Genomic DNA, 15567 nt, shown 5'->3' with positions numbered 1-15567 from the left:
CTTATCCACTCCTTTGTATTTTTGACGGTTCTTGTAATTGTTCTTTGATTAATTGCCCCCATCTATCAAATTCAACGAGGAATCCATCATGACCATACTTTGTATCAACGATCGTAAAACGCGCCTTAAGCGAAAATAAAGCTTCAAGATCTTTAGGAGGATAAATTAAATCACCTTTAAAACTAATTGCTAAAACATTTGCCTTCACTTCTTCAATCGGTGCGTCCCTTCCCCTGGTAATATCATGGTTATCCATTGCTTTTAATAAGTACAAATAGCTATTGGCATCAAAACGACCAACTAGCTTTTTACCCTGGTAATGAAGGTAAGATTCGACGTCGTAAAGAGCCTTTTCATGGTGATCTTCAGGTTTTGCAATGACCCTTCTTCCAAATTTCTTCTGAAACATCTCATCTGTTCGGTACGAAATCATTCCGATCATACGTGCTGTTGCTAACCCCGATGCGGGAGGATGTGTTTGATCATAATACCCTCCCTTCCATTCAGGGTCAGTCGTTATGGCATGTCTTGAAATGGCATTATATGCAATTCCGTAAGCACTCAAAGATGGTGTCACAGCTAATGGAACAAGATGCTCCATCGCATCAGGGTAGAGAATTCCCCACTCAAGCACCTGCATGCCTCCAAGCGACCCACCGATCACGGCATGAAGTCGATCGATACCGAGTGCTTCAAGTGCTCGCTTTTGAGAATGAACCATATCCCTCACGCTTATGAATGGAAAATCCGCCTGATATGGTCGGTTTGTAAACGGATTACGAGATAATGGTCCCGTCGAACCATTACAACCGCCTAATACGTTGAATGTGATTACTTGAAATTCAGAGGTATCTACATACTTACCGTGACCAATCAGACCTTCCCACCAACCATCTTGTTTCCTTCCAACCGTATACTGATTGCCCGTTAGTGCATGACAGACTAGAATGACTGGTGCTTCCTTCGGTCCTACTCGTTCATATGCAAGTTCAACCTCGTCAAGTTCTTTTCCTGATTCGAGAACGAACGAGCCAATGGATATCCGTTGGTCCTCGTATACCGTCTCTCTTCTCAACTCCGATCACTCCCATCACGCTCATTGAATATAAAAAAGCCTCTCTGAAAGACAGAGAGGCTGGATTATAGAAATCAGCTCCGCTTATCTTCCAGGCATTATACCTGCAGGAATTGGCACCTTTTCAAACCAAATGGTTTGACGGTTGCCGGGCTTCATAGGGCCAGTCCCTCCGCCTCTCTAGATAAGAACGAATATTCAATTACTTTGATTGAGTATTATTTTAGCAAGGCAATGCATTAGTGTCAAACATTTTCTGAAAGTTTATACAAATCCACTCTACGCATCAAATATTTTGATTAGAACCAGATTTTTGATAAGGTTACCATAAAACTATATGCGAAAGGAGACTTTTTGTGAAAGCCCCTACGTTTTCTTTACAAGAGGTCAGAGGTGATCAAACGTATTCATTAACCGACTATGAAGGGAAGCCGGTTATGCTTACGTTTTGGGCTTCATGGTGTCCTGATTGTATGAAGGACCTACCTATGAAAGAACAATTTTATGAACATGCAGACTTAAACAAACTTGCATTCTTAACAATAAATGTGACTGGACGTGAAAGAACAGAAGAGGCAGGCAAAGATTTTGCTATCAAGAACGATCTGCCTTTTCCAGTATTAAAAGATAATGGTAGAGATACGTACGATAAGTATGGGTGCACTGGTGTACCAACGACTGTCCTTTTAGACAGGAACCACGAAGTTGTACAAACATTCGGGGACAGGGCATCTTTCCTGGATATTGTTAAAGTCCTCCCTTCTATCATGCTTTGAATGAAGTTATAACTAAAACAAAGCTAGGGAAATTTCCCTAGCTTTGTTAAAAATAATATAAAATAATGGCGTTAATCTAAGTTATTCGTGGCGAACTGTCAATCTCACTGTTCACTTACTTAATCATCATTGTCTTCTTTTGAGCGATTGTCTTCACGCTCGTCTTGTTCATCCTCTTCATCTTCATCTTCATCATCTTTTTCTCTATCTTCTTTATCTTCTCTGACTTCTTTATCGTCTTTTGGTTTATCATTTATTGAGGATCCACTATTTTTCTCGTTGTTTTCCCCATTTTGTTCAGAGTCTTTATCCACACGACCAGAATCGTTATTTCCGGTTGGTTGAGATGAAGACTTTTCGTTCTTATTTGATAGTTGACCGATCGGATCTTTTTCTTCTTTTACCACCGCTTCAGAATTTTGGTTACTCTGTCCTTTTTTATTCTCTGAGCTGTCAACCGCTTTATTTGATTTATCATTAAGCTGAGTAATTTTATTATCTAGATCGTTCCTGTCTTCAACAGGTTCTGTATTACCCTCTGATGCAGTTGCGCGATTTTCGAGCGAATCTAATTTCTTAATAGATAGGTCGCGGGCATCTTCAAGAGAAATCGTTACTCCACGATCTTGTGCCGCCAGATAAGTTATATACTTTCCAGGAGACACACCCTTTTCCACTGCCAACTTACGGGTATGATGATCCGCATGTAAAATCGTAGTGATTGCAACAGCCTGTTCTGTAAGGACCTCATTGTTTTTTAAACCATTAATCGTTTCTTCGAGCTTACTTTTCACCTTCTGATAACGACTGTTTTCTTCAACATTACTCGCTACGATAAGCAGCTTTCCCTGATCAGTTAAAAAGCCATTCTCTTCGAGCTTAGAAATTAGTACATTTGCAAACTCAGCAAGTGGCATATTTTTTGTATCCTGGTCTAAACTCAGCCCTTCGCCGTCTGAATTCCAAGCCTGATACTGTACTACTTCCAGGTCAGAATTAACACCTACTTCGATACTCGGATTGATATCAAAGCTAACATATGCAGCAACTGCATCATTGTTCGGAACAGGAATCACGCTAGCAACGATAACAAACAACATGATGATCGTTGCCATTCCTGCCATCGTAGGCATAGAGGGGATAAAGAAACCTTTTTTATTTTTCTCAGGTTTCTTTGCTAGTTTAATTTCAGAGCCAATTGATAAGTTATGATTTCGTTTAAGAAAAATTGTTGTAAATTCACCTTCGGGTGTCAGGACTACGGCTTTTCTGCCTCGTATCTCCATAATAACCCCGTTTTTCATCCCCTGGCCCCCTCATTCTGTTACTGTATATAAGATTTCAGCGCATTAAAACCTCCTAGATAAATTAATGCAACTGCTATTATATACTTTCGATTACGTTCAATCGTTTTCCGACTGCATGAGACAAGAGACAGCAAATCTTTTATAGGCAGCTGTTTCTTTTCAAGAAGATAGCTTGAAAGAGTAGAATCCTCTGCAATAAGTTTTGCTATCATTTTCGCATTATCCCTCGCATCGATATGCTTCGGACAATTCTTACTCAATACCTTAAACGTAATACTGAATCTTTGCAGGAGTTGCTCGTATTCTTCAATTTCGTACATTCTAACTTCTCGCTGCTTGTCCATCTCATATACGTCAAGAGCTGCTTTCTGCTCAGCAAAACTATCTTCTAATCTACCTTCTTCATCCACTTCTTCTGGTTCGAGATAGATATACTTATTTTGACGTGCTTCTTTACGGATATAATCGATTACCCTACGACGGATAACCATATCTGCGAATGTAAGGAAACGGCTTCCCTGACCTCTTTGATACTGATCCATCGCTTCATTGAAAGCAGATAATCCGATACTAAATTCGTCCATCATCTGATTAATGTATCGATTGCAGACTTTTGACGTTATTTTCTTAATAAATGGTTGATAATCTTCTAGTAGCTTATTGCGTAGAAACTCATCGCCGTTTTGGATACGATCGATTTTATCTTCTAATGTAACATTGTCATTTTTACTTTTATATTTTCCTATTCTTGTGCTGATTGAAATGGTTGTCATGTCATACACCTCTCATCTTGCAGTCAATTTAAATTGATCGCTTATTAGGTTTCTTCTTAGATGTTTGTTATTTGAATATTAAAAAGAATGCAAAATAAAATTCGCCCCCATACGACAAAATCGAATGGCGACTCTCTATTCATTTATACCACTCAATCAGCTGCAACGAAAATACAATTTAATGACAATGTTACTGTTTCTTTACTGTCTGTTATATTAATTTATCATTATTAATATTGCACAATTTTCAACAAATTTCTACACTGCTAAATGCCTGCTGAGACACGCTTTTTGCTTTGAGAAACTTATGGTGCATTTGGTCAAAATTCATCAAATAAATTTAACGCTTCTTGTATTTTAGGAGTAAAGTATTAAGGCGGACGACTGATTCAAATGCAAAGATCGTTTCTTTCGCTTGTCCATTTTCAAAAATCGTAAGTGCTGGGACACTTTGAATCGTTAGCTTTTCCGCTAAATCAGGAAAGTAGTTTAAGTTCACTTTATACGTTTGCTCCTTCATTCCATTAGCTGCACTAGCAATGCTCAACATTCTTTCGGCAATTTTGCACGTTGAACAAAAAGGCGTATAAAAAAAGAGCATCGAAAGTGATTCCTGTTGGGCTCTTTCAATCTCAACCTCTTTGTCTAATTCTATCATATCTATAGACTCCTTCATTTATAAACCGAAGAGGGAACTCCTCCCTCTTCGGGAAATAGCCCTATCGTATTTATACCGTCATCACTTTAAATTTTGCTGCTCGCAAAATACGTTTTAAATAATTTAATGGTGTTTCTGCCACCTCACGATGCAACATCGTAATATACAAATGTTCAGCGTGAGGGATTTCCTGCTTCAATTGTTTTCGAAGCTTTTCCCCTGCATCGTCTGCATCGACGAGCACGTATACATCCTTTTCAACCAGCTCTTCACTTAATTCTTCGAGTCGATCGAAGCTAATCGTACCGTACGTGCAGATAATATCCACAGGCTCATCTAAGATTCTAAGAAGCTGATCTCTATCCGTCTTACCTTCTACAATAATCACTTTATCATGCATGGCGCAACTCTCCATTCAAGCTGTCGTCTCTACTGCGTTTACTATAGTATATGGATAAGAAGGCATATCGTTTCACTTTCTATAAAGTAATCTTATTGAATCTAATCGTTAGAACGCTCTTCTTCTAATGACGGAACATTTGTTGAATTTCCGTGTTCTTCTTCTAGATCATCTACAGTTCGTAATCGGTCATCTTCTCTTTCGCTACCTGTAGCAAAAGTAGCTTCAGTATCTGTTCTATTTCCTTCTTTACGATCTTCAAGTCGATCTTGCGCTTCCTTCGTTCGTATCGCATATGGAATCGCTTCTAGACGTTCTTTTTCAATTTCTTCTCCAGTATCGACACAAATCCCATAATTTCCTTCACGGATGCGATCAAGGGCAGTATTGATTAATTCTAATCGTTCTCGCGCAGCATCCTCGATGGTAATCTCTTTTTCCCGTTCATCCAATTCTGTTGCAAGGTCTGCAAAATGATTGTCATATGAAGTTAAGTCCCCCGTTTCTTCAGCCAGTCCATTACTCTCATTATGCTCGGCTGCACCTCTCTCTAATATTTCCTTTTTCTGGATGAGAAGGGTTTTTTTAAATCCCTGTAGTTCTTGATTCGACAAAGTCATAATTTTTCCCTCCAAAGGTTCTTTTTCTTTTCCATATTTTATTTTCCCTCACCTTTGAGCACGTTAAACCATCTCAAGAGGTTTTAAGAGAACAGGAAGGTGGAAACCCATACATAAGACATTGATATAGGAGTGAGTATAGTGGCTAAATTATCTTTAGGTCAGAGTGTACCAACATTTTCTCTCGTTGATACTGAGGGAGGACTTTTTCAACTAGACAAACATTTAGAGGAAGACAATAAGAGATGGCATATGCTCGTGTTCTTTAGAGGCGAATGGTGCCCAGTATGTAACGAGCAAATGGAAGAGTTACAAGAAAACATCTCATCTTTTGACGATTTAGATGTACACGTAATCGCAATCGCAAGTGACGAGTTAGATTCACTTCGAAGCATGAAGAAAAAACATGGTCTTGATTTTCCAGTGCTACAAGATCATGAACGTGCAGCGATCGATTCCTTTGGAGTATTCATGCATACTGAAGAAGATCCTTATGAAGATCATGGCGAGCATGGTGAGCCTGCTATTTTTATTATCGATGATGAAGGAAAATTGATGGCGCAATATCTACAATCCAGTCCATTCGGCCGTCCTTCAGCAGATGGATTATTAACTACGATAAAATATATTCGAAAAAACAAAGCATAAAAAAGCCGGCCCTTTTGGGCCGGTTTTTTAACACCATCCGAGGTCACAGTCTTCGACGTACTTTCCGTTTTTCTCCATTGCTCGCTGATACTGAAAAATCTTATCTTGGTCAAACTCAAAGCCCTCGGCAAACTCATACTGATTGCCTTGATTCGTGAAGAGTATACGACCAATTTTTTCCTTGTTCAAATACAAGTTCATCGAACTTTGATCAAGCTTACCATGGACTCTGCTTGTAACGTCGATCTTTTCCATAGGACGAGACTGATCATTCATCGTATTCATCCCCTTTTTATAGTGTCTTTCCTTATACCTAACACCAGATTTGCAAGTACAGGCAATCTTTAAATGGAAACACAAGCATTCAATAGGGTTCGCGATGATGAAAAAACTATTCCCTCGAAAAGCTGGAATTATTTAGTGTTGATTAGTCTTCACTTACCATATCTTCGTATGCTTGAGCTGTCATAAGCTCATCAAGCTCAGAAGTATTAGATGGCTCAACTACAACCATCCAAGCTTTTTCATATGGAGACTCATTTACAAATTCAGGACTATCTTCTAGGTCTTCATTAATAGAAATGACTTTTCCTGAAATAGGTGCGTAAAGCTCAGATACCGTTTTTACTGATTCAACGCTGCCAAAAGGTTCGTCAGCTTCAAGGCTGTCGCCTTCTTCAGGAAGTTCTACGAAAACAATGTCTCCTAGTTCTGACTGTGCAAAATCAGTGATCCCAATGCGGACATTGCCATCTTCTTGTACTTGTACCCATTCGTGCTCTTCTGAGTAACGGAAATCTTTTGGTAAATTCATTAGTAATTCCTCCCTGAACTATCCCTAAACTAAGGTAAGTATTTATTATTATTTACAATAACTATCCTATAATAGTTATTATTAATTAATCAACTATTAGTGTCCCCAAGTTTCGTCAAAAACTTCTTCTTTAAACCCAACCGTTACGTGTTTTCCATCTGTAACGATCGGTCTTTTGATCAACATACCATCTGAGGCTAACAGTTCCAACAATTCGTCTTCAGAGGATGAAGCAATCTTATCCTTTACTCCAAGCTCGCGATATTTCTTTCCACTCGTGTTAAAGAACTTCTTGATAGGAAGTTCACTGTTTTCCACTAAGACTGCGAGTTCCTCTTTTGTGGGGGGATTTTCAACGATGTGAACTTCATCTACAGAAATTTCATTACTTTGAAACCATTTCTTTGCTTTCTGGCACGTTCCGCATTTAGGATAAGCATAAAAAGTAAGTGACAATCCTTTTCCTCCTCGTAAACCTGTTCAATAGTACAAACTAAGTGTACCATACGAGTTCCCTACAACAAATTATGACGTGCCTAAAACATCTTTCGTCATATAAGGTGTAAATCCTCTTTTTCGCCTTAAGTTTTATCTTGCCAATTCAGTCAAAAAAAATCCCTCTTTTTCAAGAGGGAATCTAAGAGAATAGGGTTTGAAAAATATTAGTTAAACAGCATAACGCTGTTGTTCCAAAATGTTAGCAGCAATCTCACGTTTTTTTGCAATAACGTTGATTGGCGTGTGACGTGTTAGTTTTCTTAAAGCAGAAATCATCATTCTTAACGTATCTCCACTTTCAACAGCAACAAGCGTCTCTTTCGCATGTGCTTCGATTCGATTGAACGCTTCTTGACAGAAAACTTCTGTTAATAGAAGTTTTTGCTGCTGTTTGTCACTACTTGTTTGATCGATCGCTTTCTCAGTTCGAAGTACTGCAGACTCCATCGAGTAAATTTCACTGATGATGTCAGCAACATTAGACAGCACTTCTTGTTCTTTTTCAAGACTCTTTCCATACTTCTGAACTGCTGTTCCAGCAACCATCAGCATAATTTTCTTAGCCATGGCAACAAGATGCTTTTCCTGCTCAAGTGGGGCATCCCCAATTTCTTGCGGCATGAGCATCATCAGTTCTTCTTGAAGGGCAGTAGCTTTCTCCATCAATGGAAGTTCACCTTTCATCGCTTTTCTTATAAGCGTTCCAGGTACAAGAAGGCGGTTAATTTCATTTGTTCCTTCAAAGATTCGGTTGATGCGTGAATCTCGATACATATTTTCCACTTCATACTCAGACATGAATCCATATCCACCGTGAATCTGAACGGCTTCATCTACGACATAATCTAACGCCTCTGAAGCAAATACTTTATTTAGTGAACATTCGATCGCATATTCAGCAATGGCTTTTGCCACTTTTGCTCCATCTTTCTGTTCTTCATCAGATAGGTTTCCTAGTTTGTTCTCAAAAAGACCACCCGTACGGTATGTTGAGCTCTCGCTTGCATAAGTGGATACGGCCATATTTGCAAGTTTTTCTTGAATAAGAGTAAATTTCGCAATAGGCGTCTTAAACTGCTTACGATCTGTTGCGTATTTTGAAGAAAGCTCAATCGCGCGCTTCATAGCCCCGATCGTTCCAACCGCTAGCTTATAACGACCTACATTAAGAATATTAAATGCGATAACGTGGCCTTTACCAGCTTCACCGAGCAGGTTTTCTTTTGGTACCGCTACTTCATCAAGGATTAATGTTCTCGTTGAGGAACCTTTGATCCCCATTTTCTTTTCCTCTGGACCAGTCGATACACCTTCAAGCTCACTGTCTACAATAAATGCTGAGAACTGTTCACCATCAATCTTCGCATAGACGATAAAGACGTCAGCGAAAGCTGAGTTTGTAATCCACTGTTTTTCACCATTCAAAATGTAGTGCGTGCCGTCATCATTTAACTTAGCCGTCGTCTTCGCACCGAGTGCATCAGAACCAGAACCTGGTTCTGTCAATGCGTATGCAGCTATTTTAGCTCCTGAAGCTAGATCAGGAAGATACTTCTTTTTCTGATCTTCATCACCGAAGAACACGATAGGAAGCGATCCGATCCCTACATGAGCCCCATAGCTTAGTGAAAACGAGCGTGCTCGTGCGAACTTCTCTGTTATAACAGATGAGCTGATTTTATCAAGGCCTAGTCCACCGTATTCTTCTGGAACATCTGCTCCAAGAAGTCCAATCTCACCAGCTCTTTCTAACAACTTACGGGAGATATCAAATTGATGGTTTTCGATTTTTTCTAATTCTGGAACGACTTCCTTCACAATAAAGTCTTCCGTTGTTTTCCCCATCATCGTATGCTCTGAAGAAAAATCCTCCGGTGTAAAAATATCTTCTGCAAGATGATCCTCTACTAGAAAGCTTCCGCCTTTGACTGTTTTGTTCATTGTATTAGACATGCAGGTGTTCCTCCTTTAATTGATCATGTATTATAGTAGTTCAAATACTCCGGCAGCTCCCATTCCGCCACCAATACACATCGTTACGACACCAAACTGCTCACCGCGCCTTTTCATTTCATGAACAAGACTTAGTGTGAGCTTTGTACCTGTACAGCCTAGCGGATGCCCAAGCGCAATCGCTCCACCATTTACATTTACTTTGTCTTCATCGAGACCTAACTTTCGAATTACTTGAATGGACTGTGAAGCAAATGCCTCATTCAGCTCAAACATTCCGATATCTGAAAGCTCCAGCCCAGCTAGCTTCAAAGCTTTTGGAATCGCTTCGATTGGACCTACTCCCATAATTTCAGGTGCAACACCCGCTACGGCAAATGAACGAAACTTCGCCATCGGTTTTAGCCCTTCACTCTCAGCTTTTTCTCTATCCATCACAAGAACACTGGCTGCACCATCGCTAGTTTGAGAGGAGTTCCCGGCAGTAACTGAGCCTCTTACGTTAAAGACTGGGCGAAGCTTTGCAAGTGCTTCAAGGGAAGTATCCTCACGAACGCCTTCGTCTTGAGAGAATAAAACCTTATTTTCTTGAAGCTTGTTATTGCCGTCGATCCAGCGTTTCGTTACTTCAACAGGGACGATTTCGTCTCTGAACTTGCCTTCCTTAATCGCTTTGGCTGCTCGCTGATGGCTTCTCAATGCGAACGCATCTTGTTCTTCTCGACTGATTTCGAACCTTCTAGCAACTTCTTCAGCGGTATGTCCCATGCCCATAATGTATTCTGGCTTTTCTTCAACAAGAGAAGGGTTTGGTTTGATCACATGCCCCCCCATCGGGATGAGGCTCATCGATTCAACGCCTCCTGCCAAAATAGATGAAGATTGACCGAGCATGATACGTTCTGAGGCATATGCAATTGTTTGTAATCCTGAAGAACAATAGCGATTTATCGTAATAGCGGGGACGGTTTCTTTTAGACCCGCTCGAGCACCGATCATACGTGCCACGTTTAATCCTTGTTCTGCTTCTGGTATCGCACATCCGATAATGACATCATCTATATCCCCATCATAATTACCAGCTCGTTTTAAGGTTTCAGCAACTGTTATTGCTCCTAAATCATCTGGACGCATTTCTGCAAGTGTTCCACGATTTGCTTTTCCTACAGGTGTCCTTGCACCAGACACGATCACTGCTTCTTTCATTCGTGCTTCCCTCCTCCAAAACTAGTTACGTAGCGGCTTTCCTTTCATCAACATATGCTGCATTCTAGCTTGCGTTTTCGGTTCGCCCAATAGGCTTAGGAATGCTTCCCTTTCAATATCGAGAAGATATTGTTCATCGACAAGCGTTCCTTCTTTCACTTTACCGCCTGCGATTACATGTGCGAGTTTAGAGGCAATCTTTAGGTCGTGTTCAGAAATATAGCCACTCCACTGCATTGTTTTCGCACCCATCAACATTGCAGCATACCCTGCTTCACCTGACACTGGTATCTTCTTTGAAACAGGCGGCTGATAGCCTTGTTCAGCTAGAAAGAGAACTTTTTTCTTTGCATCATGGAGAACATGGTCAGCATTTACACTGATGCCATCCTTATTTCTGATATAACCCAGATCCGTTGCCTCATGAGCTGAAGTTGATACTTTTGCCATCGCAATGGTCTCAAATACATCAGCAGCAACATCGATTAAGTTTGGTTTTCCACCAGCCTGCTCAAGTTTTCTGAGATAAAGCTCTTTGTTTCCGCCTCCGCCTGGGATTAATCCAACTCCCACTTCAACTAAGCCAAGATAAGTTTCAAATGATGCCTGAATCGAAGCAGCAGGCATCACAACCTCTGCACCTCCACCTAATGTCATTTGAAATGGTGCTGCTACAACAGGTTTCTTGGAATACCGGATTCGACCCATCGATTGTTGGAATTTGCGTGCGATCAATTCGATTTCAAAGAAGTTATCATCCTGCGCTTCCATCAACATCAACGCAACATTTGCTCCAACACAGAAGTTCTTGCCCTGGTTTCCAATCACGAGACCTTCAAAGTTCTTCTCGGTCTCATCGATCGCTTCATTGATCATTTGGAGGATATCCATTCCGATCGCGTTGTTCGGAGAATGAAATTCCAGTCCAGCAACACCATCACCAAGATCTAAAAGAGTTGCGCCAGTGTTTTTCTTAATCACACGGTTTTGTTCTTTTAGTCCTTTGAGGTGGATTACTTTTTCATTTTCATCAACCTTTTTATACTCACCGTTATGATAGAAGAAGGTTTTCCCGCCTTCTCGCTTATAAAAATTCGTTTTGCCTGAGGAAAGCATCTCTTCAATCCATGATGGGATCTCTTCACCTTGCTCTTTCATTTTTGAAATCGACTTTTCAACACCAAGGGCGTCCCACGTTTCAAACGGCCCCATCTCCCAGCCAAATCCCCATTTCATCGCACGATCGATCGCTAGAATATCGTCAGCAATTTCATAGGTTTTCTCTGCAGAATAGAGCAGTACCGGCTTTAATATATTCCATACCAATTCACCAGCACGATCCTCGGAATAAGCAACCGTTTTCAATTTATCGGATTTAGATTTTGCTTGTTTACTAGCTTCTACTGAGCCAGTTCTAAGCTTCTTCCTCGGTTCATATTCAAGCGTTTCAGGATTTAATTCTAGAATTTCGCTTCCCTTTTCGCCTTTTTTCTTTAGGAAAAACCCTTGGCCTGCTTTTGATCCGATCCAACCTTTATGATTCATCTTTTCCATAAAGTCTGGCGTTCTGAACACATCTTTCTCTTCACCTGATACTTGATCATACACATTTTTTGCTACATGGATAAACGTGTCTAATCCAACAACATCAAGTGTTCTAAACGTCGCACTTTTTGGACGACCGATCAGTGGACCTGTCACTGAATCGACTTCACCGACCGAAAAGCCTCTATTGAGCATTTCACGAACAGTTACTAATAAACCGTAAGTTCCAATGCGGTTTGCGATAAAGTTTGGTGTGTCTTTCGCTTCTACAACCCCTTTACCAAGGGTCTCTTCTCCAAATGTCTTCATATAAGACAGAACGGCTGGATCTGTATCTTTTGTTGGTATCACCTCTAATAACTTCAAATATCTTGGTGGGTTAAAGAAATGAGTACCAAGGAAATGGCTTCTGAAATCATCTGAGCGACCTTCAGCCATAGCTTCTACAGAAATTCCAGAAGTGTTCGAGCTGACGATCGTACCTGGACGTCTATAGTGATCTACTTTTTCATAGACTTTCTTTTTAATATCAAGATTTTCAATGACTACTTCTATGATCCAATCGACTTCATTCAATCGCTCCATATCGTCTTCCATATTTCCTGGCTCGATCAATTGAATATTTTCTTTCTTAGAAAGCGGGGCTGGCTTTTGTTTTTTTAGCTTAGCGATCGCATCAATTGAAAGCCTGTTACGTACCGATCGATCTTCTAACGAGAGCCCTTTAGCTTTTTCTTTTTCGTTTGGTTCTTTCGGGACTACGTCTAGTAAAATACTTGGGATACCAACATTCGCAAGGTGTGCAGCGATACCTGATCCCATTACTCCTGCTCCTAATACGGCAACTTTATGAATGCTGCGTGACATAATGAACCTCCCTATTGAATGAATGCTCATTCATTTTTGTTTCAAAAAAAGAAGCGAATTCACTTTTCAATTCCTCTGTCTTTACTATAAAGTATTTTCTGAAATTTAGCAATATAATGTTTGTTGATTTCTACTCTCTTTTTTATCGAAACATTGTGAAAAAGGAAGGCAAAAAATTTCGCCTTCCTCTTACTTCATCATTCCTTTGAGTACAAACGCTACGTTTGCCGGACGTTCAGCAAGACGTCTCATGAAATAGCCATACCAATCTTGTCCATATGGTACATATACACGCATCTTGTAGCCTTCTTTTAATAATTGCTCCTGACGTTCTACACAGATGCCATACAGCATTTGGAATTCAAACTGGTCACGACTAATATTATGTTCTTCGACTAGTTGTTTTGTATACTCGATGATGGCATCATCATGCGTAGCAACCGCAGTATAATTTCCATTTAACAGGTGCATTTTTATGATCTTCTTAAAGTTAATATCAACGTCCCGCTTAGCAGGAAAAGCTACTGTCGGCGCTTCTTTATAGGCACCCTTTACTAATCTAAGGTTTGGAGATAACTCATTTAATTTCTCGAGGTCATCAGAAACACGATACAAGTAAGCTTGTAAAACCGTCCCGATATTCTCGAATTCTTTCTTTAATTCTGTGAAAATATTTAACGTTCTTTCACAGCGCTCATAATCTTCCATATCGATCGTTACAAATACATCGTGCTTATCAGCAGCTTTCAGAATCTCACGCATGTTCTTGAGCGTCATATGGTAATCAATATCAAGCCCCATTGAAGTGAGCTTGAGAGAGAGTTGAGAATCAAGTCCTTCGGCAGCAATACGTTCAATCGCTTCAATACAGTGCTTCGTCATCTCGGCTGCTTCAGCTTCAGTATCAACGAATTCTCCAAGATGATCGATCGTTACGGATAAACCCTTCGCATTTAACTGTTTTATTGCATTAACAGAGCTATCAAGAGATGCACCAGCTACAAACTTACCTGCGCCAAATCGCATGCCATATTTCTTAGCAACTTTTGTCGCAACTTTATTCTTTCCCATGTGTAGAAAGAAATTACGCATTACTTGTTCCATCATAACCCCTCCATGAAAACGCATTCATAGCGTGTTAAAAAATATATGTTAGTGAAAATCGGCAAATACTCTCAAAAAGCGCCATATTCTCCCTTTACTGTTATTCTACCACGAAATCCTATGAATACGACGTTTTTTGTAAGAAATTCTCTCAAATAATATTTGTTAATTTTTTCTATTGTTATCCCTGTGTCTTTAACCTTACCCAACATAAAGGGGTCGAAAAACATATTTTACCTATTATATTGCTAGCTCTGTTATTTGGATACTCTAACAAGCTATCAATTTTGTAAAACCATAAAAAAACTAGGGCGAATATGCCCTAGTTATAGACTGTCGAGAAACTCGTTCAAGCCTTGTTCAAATGATGTTGTGGGATTTCCGCTCCAGGATACTCGCTTTCCGCGGGGCGGGCGGTGTGCCTCCTCGGCGCTCTGGCGCCTGCGGGGTCACACTTGTCCCGCTCATCCCGCAGGAGTCGAGCATCCTTCCGCTCCAATCAACGTTATGGAGAGGTTTTAATTGAAAGCGAGACTAAAGAAAACTAGTTATACCCTAGCTTCTCATTCATCGTCTTTTTTCTGGGATTTGCGGTTTTCTTCATTTAGCATCTTAATTTCCGCTACGAGTTCTTTCATGGCATCTTTTGCATCTGGATAGGTTTGGTTCCAATGCTTTGCAAGTGGGGGCATGGTTTTTGAAAGGTGCGTATACATCGCCCAAATTTTCACTTTTTCCTTTAGTTCTGGTGTGCTCTCACCCACTAATAGCTCTGTATACTTTTCCATTAATCCATCGACTTGTTCTTGCAAGGTTTCTAGACTCATGCTATCACTCCGATCAATGTAATCTTCATCGATTATAGCATAAAGACCCGTCCATCTTTAAGGTGAGACCCGTCCGTTCACCTGTAAGTCCCTTAACCTTGCATAATCTATTCGCTGCTGGTTTTCTCTAATGACTTTAATTAGTTCATCGATCAGCACTGTTTCATCCGTAATGATAAAGAACCTGCAAGAAATCATTGCAAAATCTCCAAAGAACGCCCGACATCCTTGATATCGTTTCGCATCGCGAACCGGTTTGTAAGGAAAGATAAAGTTACCATTCTGTTCATAAGCAGGATCGAGAGAATGTTCTTCTATTAATTTGATGAGTTCTCTGATCGTGAACTCTCTACCATTCTGATTTTGACCCATTTCTACAATTTCAAGCAAAGTACATACCTCCTCTTCATACCATTCGAAAGGAGCAAGTATCTTGTTAGAGGTCCAAAAGACATAAAAGGCATATGTAATAAAAAAACCAGAGGCTAGCTCTGGT

General features: G+C 40.2%; 17 protein-coding genes and 1 riboswitch. Of the genes, 2 read left to right on the top strand and 15 right to left on the bottom strand.

Annotation, left to right across the window (positions count from 1 at the left end; genetic code table 11):
- Position 1 precedes the first annotated feature (1 nt).
- Complete coding sequence (gene metX, locus ACXADT_RS07385) at positions 2-1075, bottom strand: homoserine O-acetyltransferase MetX (RefSeq protein ID WP_474833979.1); 1074 nt, start codon at positions 1073-1075, stop codon at positions 2-4.
- Between the two features lie 81 nt (positions 1076-1156).
- A riboswitch (SAM riboswitch) is annotated at positions 1157-1266 on the bottom strand.
- A gap of 165 nt (positions 1267-1431) precedes the next feature.
- Here metX and ACXADT_RS07380 point away from each other — a divergent pair.
- A complete protein-coding gene (locus ACXADT_RS07380; protein WP_270179934.1) occupies positions 1432-1851 on the top strand; it encodes a TlpA family protein disulfide reductase in 420 nt (139 codons plus the stop codon).
- A gap of 119 nt (positions 1852-1970) precedes the next feature.
- Here ACXADT_RS07380 and ACXADT_RS07375 read toward each other — a convergent pair whose 3' ends face one another.
- The 5 genes from ACXADT_RS07375 to ACXADT_RS07355 form a co-directional block, all read right to left on the bottom strand.
- Entirely contained in the window at positions 1971-3155 is a 1185-nt protein-coding gene (locus tag ACXADT_RS07375; RefSeq protein WP_474833977.1) for an anti-sigma factor domain-containing protein, read from the bottom strand.
- 20 nt (positions 3156-3175) lie between these two features.
- Positions 3176-3931: an RNA polymerase sigma-I factor gene (gene sigI / locus ACXADT_RS07370; protein WP_270179936.1), complete on the bottom strand. Its 756-nt coding sequence runs from the start codon at positions 3929-3931 to the stop codon at positions 3176-3178.
- 340 nt (positions 3932-4271) lie between these two features.
- Entirely contained in the window at positions 4272-4589 is a 318-nt protein-coding gene (locus tag ACXADT_RS07365) for a thioredoxin family protein (RefSeq protein ID WP_474833975.1), read from the bottom strand.
- A gap of 70 nt (positions 4590-4659) precedes the next feature.
- A complete protein-coding gene (locus ACXADT_RS07360; RefSeq protein WP_270179938.1) occupies positions 4660-4989 on the bottom strand; it encodes a toprim domain-containing protein in 330 nt (109 codons plus the stop codon).
- 101 nt (positions 4990-5090) lie between these two features.
- The gene (locus ACXADT_RS07355; protein ID WP_270179939.1) at positions 5091-5609 is read right to left on the bottom strand and encodes a TraR/DksA C4-type zinc finger protein; all 519 of its coding nucleotides are present in this window, start codon (positions 5607-5609) and stop codon (positions 5091-5093) included.
- Between the two features lie 141 nt (positions 5610-5750).
- Here ACXADT_RS07355 and ACXADT_RS07350 point away from each other — a divergent pair, with 141 nt between their 5' ends.
- Positions 5751-6257, top strand: coding sequence for a peroxiredoxin family protein (locus tag ACXADT_RS07350; protein ID WP_270179940.1), 507 nt, complete (start codon positions 5751-5753; stop codon positions 6255-6257).
- A 27-nt stretch (positions 6258-6284) separates the two neighbouring features.
- Here ACXADT_RS07350 and ACXADT_RS07345 read toward each other — a convergent pair whose 3' ends face one another.
- The 9 genes from ACXADT_RS07345 to ACXADT_RS07305 form a co-directional block, all read right to left on the bottom strand.
- Positions 6285-6533: a YusG family protein gene (locus ACXADT_RS07345; RefSeq protein WP_270179941.1), complete on the bottom strand. Its 249-nt coding sequence runs from the start codon at positions 6531-6533 to the stop codon at positions 6285-6287.
- A 151-nt stretch (positions 6534-6684) separates the two neighbouring features.
- Positions 6685-7071: a glycine cleavage system protein GcvH gene (gene gcvH, locus ACXADT_RS07340; RefSeq protein ID WP_270179942.1), complete on the bottom strand. Its 387-nt coding sequence runs from the start codon at positions 7069-7071 to the stop codon at positions 6685-6687.
- Positions 7072-7167: 96 nt separating this feature from the next.
- Entirely contained in the window at positions 7168-7527 is a 360-nt protein-coding gene (locus tag ACXADT_RS07335; protein ID WP_270179943.1) for an arsenate reductase family protein, read from the bottom strand.
- A 210-nt stretch (positions 7528-7737) separates the two neighbouring features.
- The gene (locus tag ACXADT_RS07330; RefSeq protein ID WP_474833972.1) at positions 7738-9522 is read right to left on the bottom strand and encodes an acyl-CoA dehydrogenase family protein; all 1785 of its coding nucleotides are present in this window, start codon (positions 9520-9522) and stop codon (positions 7738-7740) included.
- 30 nt (positions 9523-9552) lie between these two features.
- On the bottom strand, positions 9553-10728 hold the full coding sequence (locus ACXADT_RS07325) for an acetyl-CoA C-acetyltransferase (RefSeq protein ID WP_474833970.1): 1176 nt from the start codon (positions 10726-10728) through the stop codon (positions 9553-9555).
- A 21-nt stretch (positions 10729-10749) separates the two neighbouring features.
- Positions 10750-13140, bottom strand: coding sequence for a 3-hydroxyacyl-CoA dehydrogenase/enoyl-CoA hydratase family protein (locus ACXADT_RS07320; protein ID WP_474833968.1), 2391 nt, complete (start codon positions 13138-13140; stop codon positions 10750-10752).
- 189 nt (positions 13141-13329) lie between these two features.
- Positions 13330-14244, bottom strand: coding sequence for a proline dehydrogenase (locus tag ACXADT_RS07315; RefSeq protein ID WP_270180621.1), 915 nt, complete (start codon positions 14242-14244; stop codon positions 13330-13332).
- A gap of 563 nt (positions 14245-14807) precedes the next feature.
- Positions 14808-15071 carry a YusU family protein gene (locus ACXADT_RS07310; protein ID WP_270179947.1) on the bottom strand — a complete coding sequence of 88 codons (264 nt, stop codon included), beginning with the start codon at positions 15069-15071 and terminating at the stop codon, positions 14808-14810.
- A gap of 57 nt (positions 15072-15128) precedes the next feature.
- The gene (locus ACXADT_RS07305) at positions 15129-15461 is read right to left on the bottom strand and encodes a hypothetical protein (protein WP_270179948.1); all 333 of its coding nucleotides are present in this window, start codon (positions 15459-15461) and stop codon (positions 15129-15131) included.
- Positions 15462-15567: the final 106 nt, after the last annotated feature.

It is taken from the genome of Anaerobacillus sp. ABR4_321 (assembly GCF_056158505.1).
Note: the sequence above shows the minus strand (reverse complement) of the source record. Positions and strands in the feature narration are given on the sequence as shown.

What these genes read in the sequence shown, in the direction of transcription:
- ACXADT_RS07345 (WP_270179941.1), bottom strand. Translation starts at nt 6,533, where the DNA reads ATGAATGATCAGTCTCGTCCTATGGAAAAGATCGACGTTACAAGCAGA.
- ACXADT_RS07320 (WP_474833968.1), bottom strand. Translation starts at nt 13,140, where the DNA reads ATGTCACGCAGCATTCATAAAGTTGCCGTATTAGGAGCAGGAGTAATG.
- sigI (WP_270179936.1), bottom strand. Translation starts at nt 3,931, where the DNA reads ATGACAACCATTTCAATCAGCACAAGAATAGGAAAATATAAAAGTAAA.
- gcvH (WP_270179942.1), bottom strand. Translation starts at nt 7,071, where the DNA reads ATGAATTTACCAAAAGATTTCCGTTACTCAGAAGAGCACGAATGGGTA.
- ACXADT_RS07360 (WP_270179938.1), bottom strand. Translation starts at nt 4,989, where the DNA reads ATGCATGATAAAGTGATTATTGTAGAAGGTAAGACGGATAGAGATCAG.
- ACXADT_RS07315 (WP_270180621.1), bottom strand. Translation starts at nt 14,244, where the DNA reads ATGGAACAAGTAATGCGTAATTTCTTTCTACACATGGGAAAGAATAAA.
- ACXADT_RS07355 (WP_270179939.1), bottom strand. Translation starts at nt 5,609, where the DNA reads ATGACTTTGTCGAATCAAGAACTACAGGGATTTAAAAAAACCCTTCTC.
- ACXADT_RS07375 (WP_474833977.1), bottom strand. Translation starts at nt 3,155, where the DNA reads ATGAAAAACGGGGTTATTATGGAGATACGAGGCAGAAAAGCCGTAGTC.
- ACXADT_RS07330 (WP_474833972.1), bottom strand. Translation starts at nt 9,522, where the DNA reads ATGTCTAATACAATGAACAAAACAGTCAAAGGCGGAAGCTTTCTAGTA.
- ACXADT_RS07310 (WP_270179947.1), bottom strand. Translation starts at nt 15,071, where the DNA reads ATGAGTCTAGAAACCTTGCAAGAACAAGTCGATGGATTAATGGAAAAG.
- ACXADT_RS07325 (WP_474833970.1), bottom strand. Translation starts at nt 10,728, where the DNA reads ATGAAAGAAGCAGTGATCGTGTCTGGTGCAAGGACACCTGTAGGAAAA.
- ACXADT_RS07365 (WP_474833975.1), bottom strand. Translation starts at nt 4,589, where the DNA reads ATGATAGAATTAGACAAAGAGGTTGAGATTGAAAGAGCCCAACAGGAA.